This is a genomic window from Neobacillus sp. PS2-9, assembly GCF_030915525.1.
Taxonomy (GTDB): Bacteria; Bacillota; Bacilli; order Bacillales; family Cytobacillaceae; genus Neobacillus.
Map to the genome: position 1 here is coordinate 3,116,936 of NZ_CP133269.1, position 21,747 is coordinate 3,138,682.

The window sequence follows — 21,747 nt, forward strand, 5'->3', positions numbered from 1 at the left end:
AACCATACTCCCACAGGAGTCTTCGCACCTTCCACTCCAATCAACAGGGTAAAAAATTCAGAAATGTTCTTTAACACAGCATATATTAATAATGAAACATGTGCCCTAACTTATCATGCTTTGTCCGTAAATAATTGGCGTTTTCTTTTCTCATTTCCATCTGAAGTGGCACCCGTTCAACTACTTCAAGATCATACCCCTTCAAACCTTTTATTTTTCGGGGATTGTTTGTTAACAGCATCATTTTCTTAATGCCTAAGTCCTTCAGTATTTGAGCCCCGATGCCGTATTCCCTTAAATCTGCTCCAAAGCCAAGCTTTTCATTCGCTTCAACGGTATCATAGCCTTCTTCTTGCAGCTTATATGCTCTCATTTTATTTAACAGACCAATCCCGCGTCCTTCCTGGCGCATGTACAAAAGCACGCCACTTCCCGCTTGATTGATTTGACTTAAGGCTGCATGAAGCTGTGGCCCACAATCACAGCGGTAGGAACCGAATACATCCCCTGTTAAACATTCTGAATGAACCCTGACAAGGACGGGTGTTTCAGGGTCGATTTCACCCTTCACTAATGCAACATGTTCTTTATCATCTACAAGATTGGAATACCCCACAGCTTTAAAGGTGCCAAATTCGGTAGGCAAATTGATTTCCACCTCACGTTTGACCAAGTTATCCTTTTTGTTTCGATATTCAATCAAGTCTTTGATGGTAATCATTTTTACGTTTAGCTCATCCGCTATTTTTCTAAGTTGAGGAACTCGAGCCATTGTCCCATCTTCATTCATGATTTCACAAATGACCCCTGCAGGCTTGGAGCCGCACAATCTAGCTAAATCTACAGCTGCCTCGGTGTGTCCTGTACGTCGCAAGACTCCACCTTTTTTTGCGATTAACGGAAAGATATGACCGGGTCTTTTAAAATCACTTGCTTTTGCTTCAGGATCAAGCATGCTCAAGACTGTGGCTGACCGTTCATAGGCGGAAATACCCGTCGTTGAAAACTTATGATCAATACTGACTGTAAAGGCGGTTCCGTGAGGGTCTGTGTTTTTAGAAACCATTGGCATTAAATCTAATTTTTGCGCTAACTCTTCTTCTATCGGTACACACACAAGCCCTCTGCCGTGAGTTACCATAAAATTTAAAACAGAAGGGGTAGTTTTTTCAGCCAGGGCAATAAAGTCCCCTTCATTTTCTCTATCTTCGTCATCACAAACAATGATAACCTTGCCTTCTTTCAGATCCGATAAAGCTTCCTCGATCGTATTAAACATGCCAAACCACTCCTTTTTTTATCAAGGCTTTGTAAGATTGCCTGTTGATTTCCGCTCCAGGCACTTCGCTTTCCGTGGGTGTTTCGGCGAGCCTCCTCGGCGCTAGCGCCTGCGGGGTCTCCCCTGAACCATACTCCCACAGGAGTCTTCGTGCCTTCCGCTCCAATCAACAGGGTGTAAAAATCAACACTGTTCTTTAACACAGCCTTTATCAATTAACCCATAGCCGTTCGAAAAGAAATATTTTAATAAAATCCATTTTCTTCTAAAAAATTAGCAGTTATTCCTTTTCGACTCTTTTGCTTTGAATCATCTGTTAGGTTTGTTAAAAAATGACCTACATATTTACCGATCATATCGCACTCGAGGTTCACAATATCCCCAGAGCCCTTTAACCCTAGTACTGTTTCAGCTAATGTATGAGGGATTAATGATAAAGTAAAGCTGTCCTCTGTTACAGCAAAGACTGTTAAGCTTGTCCCATCTACTGCAACCGATCCCTTTAATATGACATATCGCAGTAAATCGGGCTCTGCTTCAATTTCATAATAAACCGCATTCTCAAGCGCCTGTTTCCTTTTAATGACCCCAGTCCCATCAATATGGCCAGAAACAAAGTGACCTCCAAATCTTCCCCCTGCAGCCATCGCTCTCTCTAAATTAACTTTTGAACCACGCCTTATTGTATGTAAGCTCGTCGCTTTCACCGTTTCAGGCATGACATCAACGGTAAAATGCTTTCCGGAAAAAGAAGTGACGGTCAGACATACTCCGTTGACAGCAATACTGTCACCAAGGTGAACATCTTCAATTATTCTTTTCGCTTCAATCGTAAGAACAAACGATTCACCCGTTCTTTGGATATTGGCAATGCTTCCTATTTCTTCAACGATTCCAGTAAACATACTAGTTTCTTCTCCTTACATAGGTTCTGCAATGATTCTTATATCATTACCAATCCTATCCACTTGTTTAATGTTCAATGAAACGGCTTCAGCTATTTTTTCGATCCCATGGCCACCAAATAAAGTTGGCGCCGATTTTCCACCAATTAATTTTGGTGCAATATAGGTAATAATCTGTTGAAAAAATCGTTCCTCTAAAAAGCTGCCATGCACTTCTGCACCACCTTCAACAAAAAGTGAAGTCATACCCCTCTTTCCGAGAATACCGAGTAAATCCTTTATACGTATGTGGTTCGTTTCCATTTTGATTATTTCAACGCCCCGTTCCATAAAAAGATGGATTTGCTCACGGGCTACATCATTCCCTGTCACAATCCAAGTCGGTGCTTGATGATCAGTAACAATCTTGGCATTGATTGGCGTTCTTAGGTGTGTGTCAAGAATAATTCGGATGGGATTTTTGCCACCAGAAGACATTCTTGTTGTTAACGATGGATTGTCCTTTAATACGGTATTAACACCAACTAATATCCCGTCATGCTGATGGCGAAACTGATGAACATCAGCTCTTGCTTGCTCACCGGTAATCCACATACTCTCACCAGTTACCGTTGCCGTTTTCCCATCTAAACTTGCTGCCGATTTTAATGTGACATACGGTAGGCCTGTTTGAATGTTATAAAAAAAGACTTTATTCAGCTCACGAGCTTCCTCTTGGAGTAAACCAACCTCCACTTCAATTCCTGCCTTTTTGATTCGTTCAATTCCGGTTCCTGCTACTTGTGGATTTGGGTCAGTTGTTGCCACAAATACTTTCCTTACCCCAGTTCTAATCACTAAGTCACTGCAGGGCGGTGTTTTTCCATGATGACTACATGGCTCAAGTGTTACATACAAAGTAGCATCCTTGGCATTTTCACCTGCCATTTGAATGGCATGTACTTCTGCATGTGCTTCACCTGCTTTTAAATGGGCACCCATTCCAATAATTTGGCCATCCTTCACCAGTACAGCACCTACCACAGGGTTTGGAGTAGTTTGACCTAGCGTTCCTTTGGCAAGATCTAAAGCTAGATTCATGTAAAATGTATCGTTCATTATTTCTTCTCCTTTGAAAAGGATTAAAAAAGACCCTGAAGAAAATTAATTCTTCAGGGTCGTTAAAGACATTAGGAAATAAAAGCTTAAAAATAGGTACACTTCACCCTACCCATAAACCTCGTTTTTCCTTCTCCCATCCAGACTTTAACTGTCGGCCCTGGAGTTTCACCAGATCCACCGTTTATCCAAGCAGACAAACGGGTCACGGACTAAGAAGCATAGCTTCATCACCGCCGGTTAGGAATTTCACCTGACCCCGAAGGAATTATTTAGATATATTAAATGTTATTATACTTCTTTTAAACAGTAAAGGAAAATGCCTTTGATATGTTCAAACAAAAAAACGGCCGGAACTTGGCCGTTACTTATTCCTTATAAGTCTTTACAGGTAAATAAATTTCAAAATGAAGATCTCCCGTTGCATTTTGATGTTTATGCTCTTCTTGATAAACTTCCAAACTTAATGCATGGTGATCCTGCTCGTATCCATATTCTTTCATCCAATTGAACAGTCGAAGGTATGTATTTTCTACTTCCTCTGGTGTTCCTTTATGGGTAGTGTATACATAATTTTTACTTGGAATCGTAAATCCAACCATTCCTTCTGGGATCGCGTCAAGTTTATCTACGGGTGTTGTGACGTAATAGGTAAACTCTGTTTCCCTGCTATGAAAAGGTGCAATGAGAACAGGCTCTTTTGACTGATAGGGTATTTCTTGCAATCGTGATTCCATTTTGTTAAAGAGACTCGGGATGGTGCTTACTTCTGCGTAAGTACCTGTCCACGAAATTCCCACAACCTTAATTTCTTCTTTTTCAATTACTTGGATTCCCAAGCTAATCCCCCCTTTGTTCCATCATATTTCTATTATTCTAATAATATCCCTTAAAGTCCTGCAAAAATATTTCGACTTCCTGTGTTATTTCTTATTTAAAAAAAGCTGTGTTAAAGAACAATGTTGATTTTTACACCCTGTTGATTGGAGCAGAAGGCGCGAAGACTCCTGTGGGAGTACGTTTCAGGGGAGACCCCGCAGGCGTGAGCGCCGAGGAGGCTCGCCGAAACGCCCACGGAAAGCGAAGCGCCTGGAGCGGAAATCAACAGGCAAGTTTAACAAAGCCATTTTAGAAAAAAAAACAACCTTATAAAAGGATGTTTTGAGAAAACCATTTATTTTAAAATACTTGATGAAATATCAAAAACATACCATAGTAAAGTTGCATAGAGGGCAGACAGAACCCAAGCTAAAAATGGTTTATAATAATGTATCGCTAGAACTGAAAACATAACGAAACTAAAAATGGCCGACCAACCTAAATTCCAACCATTCTTATGAACCAATGCCCCTAATTTTAAATCAACATATTCATTTAGCGTATATATAAAGGTCCAAAAAAGGATATTCACTAGTTTCCTCTTGAAAGACTTCGGCATATGACCGAGAAATATACTAATAGTAATAGGATACTTAATTAACATAACCAGAAAGGCTATATGAGTGTGTTTAGCCCAACCTTTATCACTTCCTACAGGCACGTATTCCCACATACTATGCTTATAGAACAAATATTGGTAGACCAAATCACCTACCATTAAAAAGAGAAAGGTGGGATAATAAGCTTTCCAGTTTTTCCAATCTCCCCATTTGATTGCTGAAAAAATATATATGGCCCCGTATATTACATTCAGATTCACCAGGATGCTCCTTCGCGCTCTTATTACACCTATCATTTCCAATTAATTGTAAAATTATCAGTTCCAAATGGTGTGCGAAGATTCTTTGTTTCAAATTGAATAGCTACGAGCTGCTGATAGGGAGAGAACCTTCCAAAATACCCATTGTCATTAGAAGGGTTATACAAATTCCTATACAGTTTTCTTTCTAAAACGTCAGAATAAAAGGATCCTTTTTCAATAGGCATTGATATGCTGTCAATTTTTGCTCCTACTGTTATCGCCAGCTTTTTACTTCTTTCTTTCGCAATCAACTGATGATGATTGTTAACGATTGAGGCGATTTCTGCGATTACCTCTTGTGATTTTTCATAGGCAATCCCTCTTGTCGTAATCGCAAGCGTATACGGTTCATCTGCAAAAACAATGGCCGCATCGTTGTATATTAAATTCATTGGAATCATTCCAACTTTATGAGCAACCTGCACATCCTTAATTCCCTGTGGAATGGTGGTGTTATAAACCGTATGTTCAAGGTAATGGACAAGATTTTTTCCATTGGCGCTTTGGTTTGCGTAACGATACAGTTCTCCTGTATATAGGGTTAAATCGTCAGCTGAGGTCGTATTCCTTCCACCTGGATAGGCATACTCAGCTCCGAGGCTTTTTAAAAATGAAACAAACTGATTGGGTCCCACCCGCTCTTTCAACATAATGAATGCAATATTATCACTATAAATCAACGCTTTTTCGACAAGTTCATCAATGGTATAGACTGAACCTACCTTGTCATTTTGGATGACACCACTGCCGCCATAATAATGCCGGCTTTGATATGTTAATGTTTCGTTTAAGTTAATTTTCCCCTCATCTGCAAGCTTCATCACATATAAAGCTAACGGAAGCTTGATGGTACTTGCAGCTGGCACTTCCGTATTGCTATTTAATGAATAACCTTCATTTGTAACTAGATTTTGATAACGAAGGGTCACTTTTCCTTGGTATGGCTTTATGTATTGGGCTAGATCTGCCTGAAGGGTATTAAATTCTTGGTTTTGATCAGCTTTTACTATTTGGACCAAGACCCCCTGTGAAATCAGTAAGAAATAGAGCACGAAAATAATTATTCTGTTTATTAACACTATCCTTCCCTCCTAGTAACTAAGTACTAGTTTAATAGGAAAAAGAAGAAGATTTTGTCGAAATTTGTAGATTATTTGAGTTTTTAGTATTATCTTTTATCGATTCAGTTTTTTAATAAAAATCTTCTCCCAAAGTTTCCATGGGATGAGATTTCTTAATAGGAGAGTTGTCCTCACTCCTTTTCCAATTGGATGCCTTAAACTAGACCCATCGTCTAAAGCAATACTGGCTATTTTCTCTGCTACATCCTTAGGGTTACCAAACTGTCCTTCCCCTGAAGAAATGTAGTCCTCGATACTCTTCATATATTTATAATAGGGTGAATCTGTTTGTAGTGATTGTGTGGTAACTTGTTTACCGGACGACCAGATATTGGTCTTATATGACCCTGGTTCAATTAACGTGACAGCGATCCCAAACGGTAATAACTCTAATCGTAAGCTTTCGCTCCAGCCTTCCAACGCATGTTTGGAAGCAACATATGGTGATAGTCCTGGAAAGGCGATTTTCCCGCTTATGCTACTTACATTAATAATTTTCCCTTTCCCCTGACTTCTCATAAAAGGAAGAACAGTCTTGGTTACTGCTATGACGCCAAAGAAATTAGTATCGAATTGTTTTCGGTATTCCTCCATTGTAATTTCCTCAACAAACCCGGCCGCAGCATAGCCAGCATTGTTCACTAGAACATCTACCCGGCCTATGCTTTTAATCCGAGCAGCTAATTGTTCAATCGAAGCCTCAGAGGTAACATCAAGTTCACATACAATCAAATTCGATTGTATTGTAAGTCTATTTGCTTCCTTTAGGAGCTCCCCGCTTCTTTCTTTATTTCTCATAGTAGCGATTACTTGAAAACCGGCTTTAGCCAGCTCTATTGTTGTTAATAGTCCAAAACCACTTGAAGCCCCAGTGACAATTGCAATTGGTTGATTCATATACCAATTCCTCCATAATTTTACTATCTACATAATACCATGAAAAAAGGCCGTTCAGCTTTTATGAACGGCCTTACTGGTTTAATAATCTTGCTGTTTTACTTCACTTCTTGTGGAATGGCTAAATTCAAGCCTTTAGCTATTCTCTCACCATACTCTGCATCTGCCTTATAAAAATGCTGAATTTGACGAAGTTTAATATCGTCTCTTTCAACTGGCTTCATTGCGCCAACAATGGTTTCAATAAGTCGTGCTCTTTCCTCTTCGGACATTAAACGGTAAAGGTCACCAGCCTGCGTATAGTGATCATTTTGGTCATAGGCTACCTGCTCGGCTACACCTGAAACCTGGAATGCAGTCTGTTTATGTTCTGGTGCTTCTTTTGGTCCACCATAGCTGTTTGGCTCATAGTAAACAGAGCCGCCTCCATTATTGTCAGAACGCATTGCACCATCACGTTGGTAGTTATTTACCTCTGCCTTAGGACGGTTAATTGGAAGTAAATTATGGTTTGGTCCTACACGATAGCGATGAGCATCAGAATAAGCAAAAATGCGACCTTGAAGCATTTTATCCGGTGATGCTTCAATACCAGGAACCATTGTTCCAGGAGAGAATGTCGCCTGCTCTACTTCAGCAAAGTAGTTTTCAGGATTGCGATTTAGGACCATACGACCTACCTCAATTAGTGGATAATCCTTGTGTGACCATACTTTCGTCACATCAAATGGATCAAAGCGGTACGTATCAGCATCTTCAAATGGCATGATTTGAACATGGAGTCTCCATGCAGGGAAGTCACCATTTTCAATGGCATTATATAAATCCTCTGTATGATAATCCGGATGGTCACCTGCTAATTTTGCTGCCACATCAGGTGACATGTTTTTGACACCTTGTTCCGCTTTAAAATGATATTTTACCCAAACAGCTTCACCTTCTTGATTTACCCATTTGAAGGTATGGCTGCCGTATCCATTCATATGACGAAGTGTTGCTGGTAATCCACGATCACCCATTAAATACGTCACTTGGTGCAACGATTCTGGTGATAAGGACCAGAAATCCCAAACTGCATTTGGATTTTTCAAGTGAGTTTTAGGATCTCTTTTTTGCGTATGAATAAAATCAGGAAATTTAATCGCATCACGAATAAAGAAGATAGGTGTATTGTTTCCTACTAAATCATAGTTTCCTTCTTCAGTGTAAAATTTCACAGCAAAACCACGTGGGTCACGAACTGTATCAGCTGAGCCAAGTTCACCAGCTACAGTTGAGAATCGAATAAACATTGGAGTTTGTTTTCCCACACCATTGAACAATTTTGCCTTTGTGTATTTGGACATATCATTGGTCACTTCAAAATAGCCATGTGCTCCAGCTCCTTTTGCGTGAACCACACGCTCAGGTACTCGTTCACGGTTGAAGTGTGCTAATTTCTCAAGTAAATGTACATCTTGGAGTAATGTTGGGCCGCGTGAACCAGCAGTCATAGAATTTTGATTATCACCAACTGGTGCCCCATTTCCTGTTGTTAAATGCTTGTTAATATTACTCATCTAATCACCTCGTAAACTATTTTTTAAACTTAACTAGATTATAATATAAATCTTATTAAAATCAATACTAATTTATAATAATTATAAATTAGTATTGATTATCAATTAATTAACATGTACCCACTACTACATACGTATTAAAAATATAGGACGTTATGCCAAAATTAAGAAATTACGTCCTAAAAATTTGTTTCAACTGTAAGGATTCATTTTTAATATAGAAAAAAATAGATTATACTGTAGGTAACGTTTATTATAGGAGGATTTTTATGAGTGAAATAAATCAAACAGAGGAAACAAAAAAGAAGGTCAGTTTACAAGAAGCGATGAAACAGCAGCTTTTAAATAAGAAAAATAAAGCGACTGCAGGGAATGCCTCATCAAATAACGCTAATGCTACGCAAAAAATGAAAAGTCAGCAATCCAAGAAAGTAAGTAACTCACGGAGAAAAATGGGTGTCTAACGGTCAAAACCGAAAGGATATTCATCCAGGATTGGCAGTTAAAATTGTCCTAAAGGCTAATCAAAGAAGCGGCAAACTAACTGCAGGTGTGGTTAAGGATATTCTTACCAATTCAAGTTTTCATCCCCATGGGATTAAAGTCAGGCTAACAGATGGACAAGTTGGCAGAGTACAGGAAATATGTAAATGAGATTTCATAAGCTTTCGCCATGTTGGCGGAAGCTTTTTTCCATAAAAAAAACAGACCCCGTTTTGGAGTCTGTTCTATTGGTGGGTCATTATGCTTTACGTACGTTAACCGCTTGTGGTCCACGTTGACCATTTTCAATTTCAAACGTAACCTCTTGACCTTCATCCAATGATTTGTATCCTTCGCCTTGAATTGCAGAGAAGTGTACAAATACGTCCTCTCCACCTTCACGCTCAATGAATCCAAATCCTTTTTCGCTGTTAAACCATTTTACTTTACCATGTTCCATTTCTTTGTAGCCTCCTAGCATGTACCTTATACATGAAATTGCAATTTACTTGCTTGATTATTTTTACCCGCAAATTAAAACATTATACTCATATTTTCAAAAAAATTATTATATAACTTTTTATGCCCTTCGTTTGAATGATGAAGGACAATATCCAAAACGGGCTATTCGGCTAGGTCAGGTAGAGAGGTCCTATGAACCCGAAATCTTGATTTTCAAGTTAAAAGGGTCGCGTAGCGGGGCCCTATGAGCCCGTTTTCTTAATTTTCAAGTTAAAAAGGTCGCGTAGAGAGGTCCTAAGAACCCGAAATCTTGATTTTCAAGTTAAAAAGGTCGCGTAGCGGGGCCCTATGAGCCCGTTTTCTTGATTTTCAAGTTAAAAAGGTCGCGTAGCGGGGTTCTATGAACCCGTTTTCTTGATTTTCAAGTTAAAAAGGTCACGTAGAGGGGCCCTATGAGCCCGTTTTCTTGATTCTTCCTTCACGGGTACTAGTCGCTCCCATTTATTCCTGTTCATTTTATCTTCCATTTTGCTAAATAAAAATGTTTTTATCTTTCCGTTCCTTCAGAGAACCCATTTATAAATGGCTTTTGCAACTCCGTCCTCTTCGTTTGTTGAGGTAATTCAGTCAGCAGATTCTTTCACAATGTCTTGGGCATTCCCCATCGCTACACCGATTCCAGCTTCTTTAATCATCATTAAATCATTCATACTGTCGCCAACTGCCATAACATTTTTCATTTCAATCCCCAAGCGACTGCAGACCATACTTAGCCCTACCGCTTTATTAATACCCACTGGATTCACTTCAATATTTTTTAAGGTTGAATTAGTTAATTCAAACTCACCTTTTGCTTCAAGCTCTTGTTTAATTAGCTCTCTTGTTGCATCATCGTCAATAGTAAATCCAAATTTTAACCACTCAATACTATGTAGGTCCTCAGGCATTTCATTATGCCAGCTGCGCTCTGTACTGATTGCCCAAAACTTTGTTTGGTGTTGTTGTGTTAATTCCCACATCCATTGGATCAGCTTGGGGTTCACCAGATTTCTTTCCACTAATTGCCGTTTATCATCCCAAACTTCACTGCCATTTACTGTTACTAAATAAGAGGTGAGCTCAAGTGATTCGGCATGCTCCCGACTTGTATGAAAGGAACGTCCGGTACTTAATACAACAGCAATCCCCTTTTCCTGTGCCTCTTTAATCGCTTGGCGGTTGGCATCAGATATCTGGCCTTTTTTATTCAAAAGAGTGCCATCCATATCGAGCGCGACAAGTTTGATCTCTACATCATTTAAAAAATTTTCCATTGTATGAATTCTCCTTTCGCCCTTTTACCTTACTAGGGTAACACCTTTTTGGATAAATAATCAAAACCCATAGGTGACATAATTATATTATATTAAACCACAAAAAGAACTCTTCTATGTTCGGAAGAGTTCTTTTTGTGGTTTATCTCTGAAATTGCACACGATGAAGGTTTGCAAAAATACCATCTTGTTCAATTAGCTCAGCATGACGACCTTCCTCTGCAATCCCATCTTCTGTTACTACAATAATGCGATCCGCGTTACGTATGGTCGCAAGTCTGTGGGCAATAATAAGGGTAGTCCTGTTTTGAGCAAGCTCCATCAGTGCTTCTTGAATCACCATCTCCGTTTCCGTATCTAAAGCAGAGGTGGCTTCATCCAAGATTAATATCGGAGGATTCTTTAAAAACATTCGTGCAATGGCTATACGCTGTTTTTGGCCACCGGAAAGTTTCAAACCTCTTTCACCAATTTGCGTCTCATAACCGTCCGGTAAAGAAGCAATGAACTGCTCAAGATGTGCACGGCGTGCGGCATCAGCAATTTCTTCATCCGTTGCATATTGGTTCCCATATGCAATATTTTCACGGAGAGTTCCAGTAAATAGAAACACGTCTTGCTGGACAATTCCTATTTGTGAGCGTAACGATTTTTTCGTCATGTCACGAATATCCATGCCGTCGATGGTGATTCCTCCGTTATTTACATCATAAAATCTTGGAATTAGCGAGCAAATGGTTGTTTTTCCTGCTCCAGATGGGCCAACAAAAGCCACCGTTTCACCCGCCCGGATTTCCAAATGAATATTTTCAAGAACAGATTTATGCCTGTCATAATGGAAAGAAACATCATTAAACACAATATTTCCTTCCAATGAATCAACCTCAACCGCATCTTTTGTGTCCTTTACCTCCGGTTCTGAATCAATTAATTCAATAAATCGCTTAAAGCCTGCCATTCCTTTTGGATAAAGTTCCATAATGGCGCTGATTTTATCAATCGGTTTAAATAGAACATTTACATATAGAACAAACCCAACTAGGGATCCATACGTCAATTGTCCTGTAAAGCTCAACCATGACCCATAAACGAGAACGACAATGGTTATGAAACGTGTCATCATATATATACCTGATAAGCTAAATGACATAACCCGATATCCACCTAATTTTGCTGCACGATAGGTTTTATTGTTCTTTTTAAATCTAGCAATCTCAAATTCTTCATTTGTAAACGATTGAACGACGCGACTCCCTGATACACTGTCCTCTACTCGTGCATTCACATCCGCAATGCTTGAATACATTTGCCCCCATGCTTTATTCATTTTCAAATTACAAACAACAACTAGTATCATTAAAAATGGAAGTACTAAAATAGCAACAAATGCTAGTTTTACGTTGATCGTCAACATAATCCAGAACGCACCAATAAAGGTCATCATTGCAATAAATACATCTTCTGGTCCATGATGGGCGAGTTCACCAAGATCAAAGAGATCATTCGTAATTCTGCTCATAATATGCCCAGTTTTCGTATTATCAAAGAATCGGAACGATTGTTTTTGAACATGTTCAAATAACTCTTGCCTCATGTCTGTTTCTATATTAATTCCCAGCTTATGCCCCCAGTAATTCACAATAAATTGTAAGAAGGTGCTCAATAAATATAGAAGGAAAAGACCGATACTAACTGCCACAATCGTTTGCCAGTCACCACCAGGTAGTAATTTATCAATAAACCACTGCACTGCTAACGGAAAAGCCAATTCCAAAATGGCTACGATAACCGCACTACTAAAGTCAAACATAAACAGTCTCTTATGCGGACGATAATAAGAAAAAAAACGACGAATCATAAATAATCTCCTTTTTCTAGGCTCCGTTAAACTTGCCTGTTGATTTCCGCTCCAGGCACTTCGCTTTCCGTGGGTGTTTCGGCGAGCCTCCTCGGCGCTTGCGCCTGCGGGGACTCCCCTGAACCATACTCCCACAGGAGTCTTCGTGCCTTCCGCTCCAATCAACAGGGTGTAAAGATCACACTTTTCTTTAACTCTGCCTTGTTCTAAGATAGCAATAATAGGATTATATGAGAAAAATATAAACAATTTCAAGTATTTAGAAAATTTCAGTTAAAAAAAACGCTTGGATTACTCTCCAAACGTTTTTATATTTTTAATGATGATGATGGACACCCTTTGATGGATTGGTAATTAGCCATTCTTCATTTGGGACATGGAAGAATTGGATCCAAACATTATCTAAATAGTCATTATTTTTTTCTACAATAAAATCAATATCCTTATCCGATTGAACCACTACATCATTTTCTGTTGGAGTATCGAGCATCAAGTCATAGTGGGCATGATCTCCATGAACACTTGTCACATAAACTCGAAACATTTTTCCTTGTGCCTCTTCTTGATCTAGCATTTTTTTCAATGCTTTTGCTGCATTGCGGTTAATTTTGACCTTCATTATTATGCTCTCCTCTTTCTATGTATTCCCTATTATTATCCCATGTTTGCAGGGAAATAGACAACATTAAGTGCTACAGAATGCCATTTGCACCCCTTTTACCAAATCATCCCATGAATAGGATTTTATATCCTTAACAAATTTGTCACAACTTTTTACAAAAACCTATGTTAACATCACATCTATGTTGTTAATATTGTGTTATGGAAAACGAACATACAAATTATTATTATCTAATAATTAATTTAATTGTGTTTCTATTTTCTTTAAGGCGAAGGAATGGCTCTAACAAAGTTTGTGAATGAATTCACGAACAAATGTGAAAAAACGAACAATTATTGGAGGGGAAAAATCTCAATGTTTAAAAAGAACTACTTCGTTCCACTATTAGCTTTACTACCTGTATTGCTTTTAAGCGGCTGCGATACGAATATGCTTGTTTTTGAACCCAAAGGTCCTGCAGCAAGAGATATTCTTGACTTAATCAATTGGTCACTAATCTTCATGCTCCTTGTTGTTGTTGTCGTTTTTGGTTTATTTGGTTATATCATTTGGAAATACCGCGCAACACCTGAAAATAAAGATTACGAGCCACCTGAAGAACATGGAAGTACAAAATTAGAGTTTATTTGGACTATTATTCCTATTTTAATAGTTATTGCTCTAACCATTCCAACAGTAAAAACGATTTATAAGCTTGAAAAAGTTCCTGCAGGCTATGAGAAAAAAGATCCGATTGTCATTCATGTTACATCTGCCGATTGGAAATGGATTTTCAGTTATCCTGATCAAGGCATTGAAACAGTCAATTACGTAAACATCCCTGCAGGCACACCTGTTGAATTTAAATTAACTTCAGCTGGTACCATGCAATCTTTCTGGGTGCCTGAATTAGGCGGTCAAAAATACACAATGAATAAGATGGAAACTCAATTGTACCTTACTGCTGATAAGCCAGGAGAATTTTTAGGTAGAAATACCAACTTTAACGGACAAGGATACGCTGGTATGGAGTTTACTGTTGAAGCAAAATCACCCAAAGACTTTGAAAAGTGGGTAAAAGAAGTTAAAGAAAAGGCTCCGAAATTAACAGAGAATAAATACTTTGAACTCCTCAAGCCAACACATTTAGGCCGGGAAACATATATCGGTACACATTTAGCATGGGTTGATCACGCTAAAATGAATTCTAAGACTTATACAAACCCTGAATTGTATGAAGTCCATGGCGTGAAAGGTAAGATTTTTAAAGAAAAAGAAACTGACAGTGAGTCAACGAAAGATATGGATGGAAATTCAAATGGAGGTGAACACGATGGGCATTAATTGGCATGACTTTTTTATCGTCGGAAACCCGTTAATACTAGGTTCACAGATTGCTATTGCACTAACAATGGTAGGTATTGTAGCTGGTGTTACCTATTTAAAAAAATGGAAATGGCTTTGGCGTGAATGGATCACTACGGTTGATCATAAACGAATTGGTATCATGTACATCCTTTCAGGTGTTTTAATGTTTTTCCGTGGTGGTGTAGATGGACTATTAATGAAAGCCCAAACCTCACGACCTGAAATGCAATTTTTAGACGCACAGCATTATAACGAAATTTTCACCACTCATGGTGTAATCATGATTTTATTTGCGGCAATGCCACTTTTAATTGGCTTAATGAACGTCGTAATTCCGCTTCAGATTGGTGCACGGGACGTAGCATTTCCGCAATTAAATGCTCTTAGCTTCTGGTTATTCTTTAGCGGTGCGATGCTATTTAACATCTCGTTTGTTATTGGTGGTTCACCAGATGCTGGATGGACAGCCTACTTCCCACTTGCCGGGAAAGAATTTACCCCAGGTATCGGTAACAACTATTATGCAGTTGCCTTACAGATTGCCGGTATTGGAACATTGATGACAGGTATTAACTTTATCGTGACGATCTTAAAAATGAGAACAAAAGGGATGAAACTAATGAGAATGCCGATGTTCACTTGGACATCATTTGTTGCATCAATCATTATCGTAGCATCCTTCCCAATCTTTACTGTTGCGCTTGGTCTAATGACATTTGACCGTATTTTCGGCACCCATTTCTTCACGCTAAGCGGCGGTGGGATGGACATGATGTGGGCCAACTTGTTCTGGCTATGGGGTCATCCTGAGGTGTATATTGTTGTGCTTCCAGCCTTCGGTATGTTCTCAGAGGTCATCTCTACTTTCTCTCGAAAAATGTTATTTGGGTATAAATCAATGGTCTTTTCCGTTGTAGGTATTGCTTTCTTAAGTATGCTAGTATGGGTTCACCACTTCTTCACAATGGGCGCTGGACCAGCAGTTAACTCAGTCTTCTCGATTACGACTATGATGATTGCCATTCCAACTGGTGTTAAAATGTTTAACTGGTTATTCACGATGCGCAAAGGTCGAATCCAATTTACAACACCGATGCTTTGGGCACTGGCCTTCATTCCTTGCTTCGTAATTGGTGGAGTAACTGGAGTTATGCTTGCAATGGGTGCTGCGGATTATCAATATCACAATACGTTGTTCCTAGTAGCTCACTTCCACTATGTATTAATACCTGGTGTTGTGTTTGCTGTATTTGCTGGTCTTTACTACTGGTGGCCAAAAATGTTTGGCCATATGTTAAATGAGAAACTTGGAAAATTACACTTCTGGTTTTTCGTCATTGGATTCAACCTAACGTTTATGCCAATGTTTTTCCTAGGTTTAAACGGAGCGGTTCGACGTTCATATACCTATTCTGTTGAATCTGGATATGCTCCTTTATTCCTATTATCTGCCATCGGTGCGGTTATTCTAGCAATAGGCTTTGGTTTCCTCTGTTATAACATTTACTGGAGTGCTCGTTATGCAGACCGCAATATCTCGAACGATCCTTGGGATGCAAGAACACTTGAATGGGCGACTGCCTCACCTGCTCCATTCTATAACTTTGCAAAGCTTCCAGAAGTAAAATCACTTGATGCTTTCTGGTATATGAAGAAAAACAATGAAGGTTTATCACTTAAGGATGATGAAATAAAAGAAATTCACATGCCAAGTAATTCAGGCTTGCCATTCTATATGGGCGTTGTTTTTGGCATTACAGGTTTCTTCTTAGTTTTTGAATGGAAGATTGCTGCTCTTGTCGCAACAGTAGGGATTTTAGCAGGATTAATCATACGATCCTTTGATTATAATGATGGTTTCCATGTTCCAGTCGATGAAATTAAAGCAACTGAAAAAGCATGGCGGAACATCGATAAAGGGGTGAACAACCATGTCAGCTAATGTGAATACAGCATTGCCTCTCGAATATCAAACAGAGCAAAACAGAATGAATATCCTAGGTTTTTGGATTTTCCTTGGGGCGGAAATTGTCCTCTTTGGAACACTCTTTGCAGTATTTTCCGTATTAAATACTAGATATGCAGGGGGTCCAACTCCAAAGGACCTCTTTGAGATAAAAGATGTCATGGTGGAAACTATCCTATTGTTAACTAGTAGTTTTACCATGGGACTAGCGATTTACGAAATGCGCCGTCATAACCGTAATGGAATGTTATTATGGTTTATTATTACGATCTTGCTGGGTGCTGGGTTTGTTTTCATGGAAATCACTGAATTTATTCACTATGTCCATGAAGGTGCAACCATGCAGACTAGTGCTTTCCTTTCAAGCTTCTTTGTCTTGTTAGGCACGCACGGTCTCCATGTATCCATGGGTATTGGCTGGGCTTCTATGGTTATCCTCCAAATCTTACGTAGAGGCTTAACACCAGTTACAGCAAGAAAGACCTTTATTATCGGCTTATACTGGCACTTCTTAGATGTTGTTTGGATCTTTATCTTTACATTTGTGTATTTAGCAAGGATGGTGGGTTAAATGGCTAAAAATACAAAAGGTTTTCCCTTTACACATGTTTTAGGATTTATTTTATCACTTGTGCTCACCTTTGCAGCACTTGGTGTAGCACTTAAAACATCATTACCATTTAAAACAATCCTTTGGATTATTGGTTCACTTGCTGTAATCCAAGCCGGACTACAACTGTTCATGTTCATGCATATGAACGAAGGTGAAGACGGCAAGTCCAATTTGGTTAACATCGGTTATGCCTTTTTCATTGCAGTCGTAACAGTTGGAGGTTCTATCTGGGTTATGTCATTTGGAATGTAAAAACGAAAAGCGGAAGCGCCTTGGTCAGCCCCGACAGGCAAATGTTCTTCTGCAAGAAAAGTCGCTCTTTGACTTTACTTGCAGAAGGTTATTTGACCCGAGGGGTTAGGCGCTGGAGCTGGACAATTCTCAAAGCGGAATTTTATGCTTTCCTATAATAATAAAAAGGTGTCAGGCACCATGTGTATTTTTTTCACATGATACCTGACACCCTTTTTATTTTGTATTATTTTTTCTTTTGGTACGTACCAATTGATACCCGATAAAGGCAACATATAGAGGAATGGCTACATAGATGAAGTATGGAAAGCGATGCTGTTCTTTTTTAAATACAAGGTAAATAGCATAACCGAGAAAAAGAGTAATAATAATTCCGTATTTTGGTAGCGGAATATCCTTTAAACTAGGAATTTTTATCGTACTCACCATTAAATAGCAAAGAACGAAAAAAGCAATCGGAAGAATAATTGCAGGCATTTTTCCATGAAACAAAGTTAAAAGTGTTAATAATCCCCCTGCTGCCGTAATCGGAACACCCGTAAAATACTTAAGTGAGGATTTTACAGCGTTAATATTAAAACGTGCAAGTCGATAGGCACCGAACAATGGGAATAGACCGGCAATGGCCATTCCAGCTACTCCAAAGTCACTGAAATATGAATAATAGGCCATCATCGCAGGTGCAACCCCGAAGGTTACGATATCAGCCAATGAGTCGAGCTCTTTACCTAAATCACTTTCTACACGAAGCATCCGTGCAATTCGTCCATCCATGCTATCGAGCATCATGCCAATCAAAATTAATATGGCTGCATTTTTGTAGTCTCCTTGTGCCGAATACATTACCGACAAAAAGCCAAAGAATAAATTTGCAAGGGTAAATAGATTAGGAATACTGTTTCTAATAATATGTATCACTCCAAAAAAAATTATAAAATTTAAGCCACTTCTTTTTCTCGCTTATGTTTCTTATTATACTTCTTTTCCATATAAAATTGGAAAAACAAAATCGCAGTTGTTAACCAAAAGCCGCTGGCAAAATACCCGCCAATAATATCACTTGGATAATGGACTCCCAAATAGATTCGGCTAATCCCAATGGATAGGATCATTCCCACGCTCACAAAAATCAACAGCACCCTTCCCCATCTGTTGGGTATATGTCGCCACAACAGAAAGGATACGACTCCATATACTGTAAAAGCATTCATTGCATGTCCGCTAGGAAAGCTGTATCCCCCAACTTCGATTAAGCGGTGTAATTCTGGTCGTGTTCTTTTAAAAAATTGTTTCAAGAGTTCATTTAATATCGCTGAACCCATGATAGCTGCCACAAATAAGATTAGTTCTAAACGATGATGCAATACTTTGTAAAGGAATAATAAAAGTAACATGCTCAGTCCTATGACAACAGGAGCCGATCCAATCGTGGTAAAAAACTTCATCGTGCGTGTTAATCCAATCGATTCCAAGCCTTGAATATAATCGATAACTTGATGATCGAATTGATTGATCTTTTGGTCACTAATAAACAATGATATCAAACTAAAGCCCAATATGGAAATAGCGCTTATAAAAAATGCGATGACAAGTCTTATTTTTAAACTCATTATGATATTCCTTTCTATTTTTATCCCATTGTAGAACTACAAATAACATCAGACTAGATGGAAATTGACGGAGGACATGTCTACGTGACCGTTTCCTTTCTCTATCAACCATTTCGGGTTCATAAAACCTGTCTATGCGACCGTACCCCTTCTCCATTAGGTATTTCGGGTTCATAGAGCATGTCTATGCGACCGTTTCCCTTCTCCTTCAGGTATTTCGGGCTCATAGAACCTGGCTATGCGACCGTTTCCCTTCTCCTTCAGGTATTTCGGGTTCATAGAGCCTGGCTATGCGACCGTTTCCCTTCTCCTTCAACCATTTCGGGCTCATAGAACCTCTCTATGCGACCGTTTCCCTTCTCCTTCAACCATTTCGGGCTCATAGAACCTCTCTATGCGACCGTATCCCTTCTCCTTCAACCATTTCGGGCTCATAGAACCTCTCTATGCGACCGTATCCCTTCTCCTTCAACCATTTCGGGCTCATAGAACCTCTCTATGCGATCGTTTCCCTTCTTCATCAACCATTTCGGGTTCATAGAGCCTGTCTATGCGACCGTATCCCTTCTCCTTCAACCATTTCGGGCTCATAGAACCTCTCTATGCGACCGTATCCCTTCTCCTTCAACCATTTCGGGCTCATAGAACCTCTCTATGCGACCGTATCCCTTCTCCTTCAACCATTTCGGGCTCATAGAACCTCTCTATGCGACCGTATCCCTTCTCCTTCAACCATTTCGGGCTCATAGAACCTGGCTATGCGACCGTATCCCTCATCCGTCAACGAAATTTAGCATATAGATATTCTATTTTAAAGACTTTCCATTAATATCTCTTCCCTCAGGATTAGTATGTCAAATAATCATAGTAAAATGAAAACTCGCCAATTGGCGAGTCTTCATTATAACGCCTTGGCTTTATGCACGGGCTCTTCAGCTTTATCTTTAGAAAACAGAAACCCTGCCACAGCAATCCCGACTAATACAACATAAAATGTTACTTTCCATTCAGTCGAATGAGCAAATTCCTCATTTAATATAGCTAACGAAGGGTGCGAAAGTGTGTAGACAGCTAATTTCACCCCCACCCAGCCCACGATTGTAAAGGCAGCGATTTCTAACCCCGGCTTTTTTTCAAGAAGCTTCACAAAGAGATTGGCTGCAAAACGCATAATGATCAGGCCAATAATACCACCTGCAAAAATAACTAAGAACTTACCACCATCTAATCCACCAATATTAGGTAACGGAGTATCCGGAAGAACAACAGCCATTGCTACAGCTGCAAGGATGGAGTCTACAGCAAAGGCGATATCAGCTAATTCCACCTTAAACACCGTACTCCAGAAACCACCCGCTTTTTTACTCTCATTCTTCTCCTTCATATAATTTGCTTTTCCCTTAATTACCTTTCGGAAAACATGATTACCTGCCATAAATAATAAATAAAGTGCTCCAATCGCTTGAACCTGCCAAACATCTACAAGGTATGAAATGACAAATAATGAGGCAAAGCGGAATACAAAGGCGCCAGCTAAACCATAAAATAAAGCTTTTTTCCGCTCTTCTTCAGGAAGGTGCTTAACCATAATTGCTAGCACTAGCGCATTGTCTGCTGCTAAAAGACCTTCAAGCGCAATGAGAATAAGCAATACCCAGCCATACTCGAATAATAGAGATACATCCATGAAAATTCCTCCTCTAAAAGGTATATTTTTTCTATAATACTCCCTAACGCCAAATAAAAAGGCCTTTACCGCTTACCAGTAAAGGCCTTAAAAAACATAAAAAGACCTTTACCGTAAAGTAAAGGTCTTGCTAACAACGTCCATGTTGCCAATAAAGCCGGAGAAACATGTTTCTCGAAATGACGACTTTATTGTAGCAGCTACTCCCCTTTAAAAAGGAAATATTTTATTACTAATAATATATCAAACTTCCAATAAAATGTCAATGGTCTATAGAAAGATTAATACAATCTTTGCTCATACCCCTCATGAAGGCTTGCTTCCATTTCCTCCACGGTTACATCCTTGATATTGGTGTGATCAGCTAAAATTTTTGCAGCTCTTGGTAAAGATTTCTTATCCAACCAACTCTCAGGCTTCCAAAGGCCAGAACGGATTAAGGCTTTAGCGCAGTGAATAAAGCACTCCTCAACCTCAACCCCAATTCCCACTAAAGGAGCCTTCCCATTAACCGCCATTTTCTCTAATAAATCCTCATCTGTTACTATACAAGCTTTCCCATTTACACGAAGTGTTTCTCCAAGACCTGGGATCAAAAATTGCAGTCCGACAAAAGGGTTTTCAAGAATATTATTCATGGAATCTACTCGTTTGTTTCCTGGTCTTTCAGGTATGATAAGTTGATTATCATTTAACACCAATACAAAACCAGGCTGGTCACCTCGCGGTGAAACATCACAATGGCCACTTTTATTAGCAGTGGACATAACCAAAAATGGCGACAAGCTAATAAAATTTTTACAATGAATATCTAAATGGTTAATCACCTTTTTTTGTGCTCTTTCACTAGGAGTCCCCATCAGATTTCGAAGTTCGTCTTTTGTAGTGATTTTCTTTTTAAAGCTTAAAGTTTCCTGCATCAACATTTCATCCT

At 39.1% G+C, this 21,747-nt stretch carries 22 protein-coding genes and 1 riboswitch; of the genes, 6 read left to right on the forward strand and 16 right to left on the reverse strand.

Annotated elements, in window-relative coordinates; all coding sequences use genetic code 11:
- Positions 1-85: 85 nt before the first annotated feature.
- From RCG25_RS15780 to katA, 8 genes are all read right to left on the reverse strand, one after another.
- Positions 86-1,279 (reverse strand): bifunctional 3,4-dihydroxy-2-butanone-4-phosphate synthase/GTP cyclohydrolase II, encoded by a 1,194-nt coding sequence (locus RCG25_RS15780; protein WP_308079777.1) that lies wholly within the window; start codon positions 1,277-1,279, stop codon positions 86-88.
- A gap of 245 nt (positions 1,280-1,524) precedes the next feature.
- Complete coding sequence (ribE, locus tag RCG25_RS15785) at positions 1,525-2,184, reverse strand: riboflavin synthase (protein WP_308079778.1); 660 nt, start codon at positions 2,182-2,184, stop codon at positions 1,525-1,527.
- Positions 2,185-2,199: 15 nt separating this feature from the next.
- The gene (gene ribD, locus RCG25_RS15790; RefSeq protein WP_308079779.1) at positions 2,200-3,282 is read right to left on the reverse strand and encodes a bifunctional diaminohydroxyphosphoribosylaminopyrimidine deaminase/5-amino-6-(5-phosphoribosylamino)uracil reductase RibD; all 1,083 of its coding nucleotides are present in this window, start codon (positions 3,280-3,282) and stop codon (positions 2,200-2,202) included.
- 124 nt (positions 3,283-3,406) lie between these two features.
- Positions 3,407-3,553, reverse strand: a riboswitch (FMN riboswitch).
- A 97-nt stretch (positions 3,554-3,650) separates the two neighbouring features.
- Positions 3,651-4,121 (reverse strand): GyrI-like domain-containing protein, encoded by a 471-nt coding sequence (locus RCG25_RS15795; RefSeq protein ID WP_308079780.1) that lies wholly within the window; start codon positions 4,119-4,121, stop codon positions 3,651-3,653.
- Between the two features lie 335 nt (positions 4,122-4,456).
- Positions 4,457-4,981, reverse strand: coding sequence for a CBO0543 family protein (locus RCG25_RS15800; protein ID WP_308079781.1), 525 nt, complete (start codon positions 4,979-4,981; stop codon positions 4,457-4,459).
- Between the two features lie 32 nt (positions 4,982-5,013).
- On the reverse strand, positions 5,014-6,102 hold the full coding sequence (locus RCG25_RS15805; RefSeq protein WP_308079782.1) for a serine hydrolase: 1,089 nt from the start codon (positions 6,100-6,102) through the stop codon (positions 5,014-5,016).
- A gap of 96 nt (positions 6,103-6,198) precedes the next feature.
- Complete coding sequence (locus RCG25_RS15810) at positions 6,199-7,041, reverse strand: oxidoreductase (protein WP_308079783.1); 843 nt, start codon at positions 7,039-7,041, stop codon at positions 6,199-6,201.
- A gap of 98 nt (positions 7,042-7,139) precedes the next feature.
- Positions 7,140-8,600: a catalase KatA gene (gene katA / locus RCG25_RS15815; RefSeq protein ID WP_308079784.1), complete on the reverse strand. Its 1,461-nt coding sequence runs from the start codon at positions 8,598-8,600 to the stop codon at positions 7,140-7,142.
- A 269-nt stretch (positions 8,601-8,869) separates the two neighbouring features.
- Between katA and RCG25_RS15820 the strand changes: the two genes are divergently transcribed.
- Entirely contained in the window at positions 8,870-9,064 is a 195-nt protein-coding gene (locus tag RCG25_RS15820; protein WP_308079785.1) for a hypothetical protein, read from the forward strand.
- Entirely contained in the window at positions 9,057-9,254 is a 198-nt protein-coding gene (locus tag RCG25_RS15825; protein ID WP_308079786.1) for a YwbE family protein, read from the forward strand. The genes RCG25_RS15820 and RCG25_RS15825 overlap by 8 nt, the downstream gene beginning before the upstream one ends.
- 88 nt (positions 9,255-9,342) lie before the next feature.
- Here RCG25_RS15825 and RCG25_RS15830 read toward each other — a convergent pair whose 3' ends face one another.
- The 4 genes from RCG25_RS15830 to RCG25_RS15845 all read right to left on the reverse strand — a co-directional run bounded on the left by RCG25_RS15830 (position 9,343) and on the right by RCG25_RS15845 (position 13,335).
- Positions 9,343-9,543: a cold-shock protein gene (locus RCG25_RS15830; protein ID WP_308079787.1), complete on the reverse strand. Its 201-nt coding sequence runs from the start codon at positions 9,541-9,543 to the stop codon at positions 9,343-9,345.
- 625 nt (positions 9,544-10,168) lie between these two features.
- Positions 10,169-10,858 (reverse strand): Cof-type HAD-IIB family hydrolase, encoded by a 690-nt coding sequence (locus RCG25_RS15835; RefSeq protein ID WP_308079789.1) that lies wholly within the window; start codon positions 10,856-10,858, stop codon positions 10,169-10,171.
- A 142-nt stretch (positions 10,859-11,000) separates the two neighbouring features.
- The gene (locus RCG25_RS15840; RefSeq protein ID WP_308079790.1) at positions 11,001-12,716 is read right to left on the reverse strand and encodes an ABC transporter ATP-binding protein; all 1,716 of its coding nucleotides are present in this window, start codon (positions 12,714-12,716) and stop codon (positions 11,001-11,003) included.
- A gap of 316 nt (positions 12,717-13,032) precedes the next feature.
- Positions 13,033-13,335: an iron-sulfur cluster assembly accessory protein gene (locus RCG25_RS15845; RefSeq protein WP_308079791.1), complete on the reverse strand. Its 303-nt coding sequence runs from the start codon at positions 13,333-13,335 to the stop codon at positions 13,033-13,035.
- Positions 13,336-13,692: 357 nt separating this feature from the next.
- Here RCG25_RS15845 and qoxA point away from each other — a divergent pair, with 357 nt between their 5' ends.
- Genes qoxA through qoxD form a run of 4 tightly spaced genes read left to right on the forward strand, consistent with a single transcriptional unit; the run spans position 13,693 to position 17,516 of the window.
- Positions 13,693-14,661: a cytochrome aa3 quinol oxidase subunit II gene (gene qoxA, locus RCG25_RS15850; RefSeq protein ID WP_308079792.1), complete on the forward strand. Its 969-nt coding sequence runs from the start codon at positions 13,693-13,695 to the stop codon at positions 14,659-14,661.
- Positions 14,651-16,627: a cytochrome aa3 quinol oxidase subunit I gene (qoxB, locus tag RCG25_RS15855; RefSeq protein ID WP_308079793.1), complete on the forward strand. Its 1,977-nt coding sequence runs from the start codon at positions 14,651-14,653 to the stop codon at positions 16,625-16,627. The genes qoxA and qoxB overlap by 11 nt, the downstream gene beginning before the upstream one ends.
- Complete coding sequence (qoxC, locus tag RCG25_RS15860) at positions 16,617-17,222, forward strand: cytochrome aa3 quinol oxidase subunit III (RefSeq protein ID WP_308079794.1); 606 nt, start codon at positions 16,617-16,619, stop codon at positions 17,220-17,222. The genes qoxB and qoxC overlap by 11 nt, the downstream gene beginning before the upstream one ends.
- Positions 17,223-17,516: a cytochrome aa3 quinol oxidase subunit IV gene (qoxD, locus tag RCG25_RS15865; protein WP_308079795.1), complete on the forward strand. Its 294-nt coding sequence runs from the start codon at positions 17,223-17,225 to the stop codon at positions 17,514-17,516.
- Between the two features lie 216 nt (positions 17,517-17,732).
- Here qoxD and pssA read toward each other — a convergent pair whose 3' ends face one another.
- From pssA to RCG25_RS15885, 4 genes are all read right to left on the reverse strand, one after another.
- Positions 17,733-18,434, reverse strand: a complete 702-nt coding sequence (gene pssA / locus RCG25_RS15870; RefSeq protein WP_308079796.1) for a CDP-diacylglycerol--serine O-phosphatidyltransferase — start codon at positions 18,432-18,434, stop codon at positions 17,733-17,735.
- A gap of 20 nt (positions 18,435-18,454) precedes the next feature.
- Entirely contained in the window at positions 18,455-19,126 is a 672-nt protein-coding gene (locus RCG25_RS15875; protein WP_308079797.1) for a phosphatase PAP2 family protein, read from the reverse strand.
- Positions 19,127-20,027: 901 nt separating this feature from the next.
- A complete protein-coding gene (locus RCG25_RS15880) occupies positions 20,028-20,813 on the reverse strand; it encodes a TerC family protein (protein ID WP_308079798.1) in 786 nt (261 codons plus the stop codon).
- A 281-nt stretch (positions 20,814-21,094) separates the two neighbouring features.
- Positions 21,095-21,739 carry a pyridoxamine 5'-phosphate oxidase family protein gene (locus tag RCG25_RS15885; RefSeq protein WP_374121000.1) on the reverse strand — a complete coding sequence of 215 codons (645 nt, stop codon included), beginning with the start codon at positions 21,737-21,739 and terminating at the stop codon, positions 21,095-21,097.
- Positions 21,740-21,747 lie beyond the last annotated feature (8 nt).